At 64.1% G+C, this 552-nt stretch carries 1 protein-coding gene; it reads right to left on the reverse strand.

Annotated features, from left to right (window positions below; genetic code table 11):
• Positions 1 to 77: 77 nt before the first annotated feature.
• Positions 78 to 552, reverse strand: a 475-nt coding sequence (locus tag BRAS3843_RS17635; protein ID WP_035982016.1) for an MFS transporter, incomplete at its 5' end; no start/stop codon positions are given.

Consider the following 552-nt stretch of genomic DNA (forward strand, 5'->3'; position numbering starts at 1 on the left):
CCCACAAGGGGAGAGGGTACACCGGTGCTGTGGCTGGCCTGATTAGACCCCAACAAGCTACGTAAAAAACGACCTAGCTACGCCCGCTCCGGCGCATCCACGACGTCGAGCTGCGCGCGCCGCTTCGACGACCACACCAGCGCCAGCACGCAAAGGCCCAGCAGCACCGGCGGGAACACCACGAGGTTCACCGCCGACCAGCCGAAATTGGCGAGCAATTGCCCCGACGAGAATGAGCCCAGCGTCATCAGGCCGAAGATCAGGAAATCGTTGAAGGCCTGCACCTTGTTGCGCTCGGAGGAGGTGTGCGTCTCCAGCACCAGCGCGGAGGCGCCGACGAAGCCGAAATTCCAGCCGAGCCCCAGCATCACCAGCGTCGTCCAGAAATGCATCGCGGTGAGGCCCGAGAGCCCGATCATGGCGGCGACCGCCTCGCAAGCGAGACCGACCGCGACGATGGCCGGCGCACCGAAGCGCGCGATCAACGAGCCCGTGACGAAACTCGGGCCGTACATTGCGACAATGTGCCATTGCAGGCCGAAATTGGAATCG

This window comes from Bradyrhizobium sp. STM 3843 (assembly GCF_000239815.1).
In the GTDB taxonomy this organism is placed as follows: Bacteria; Pseudomonadota; Alphaproteobacteria; order Rhizobiales; family Xanthobacteraceae; genus Bradyrhizobium.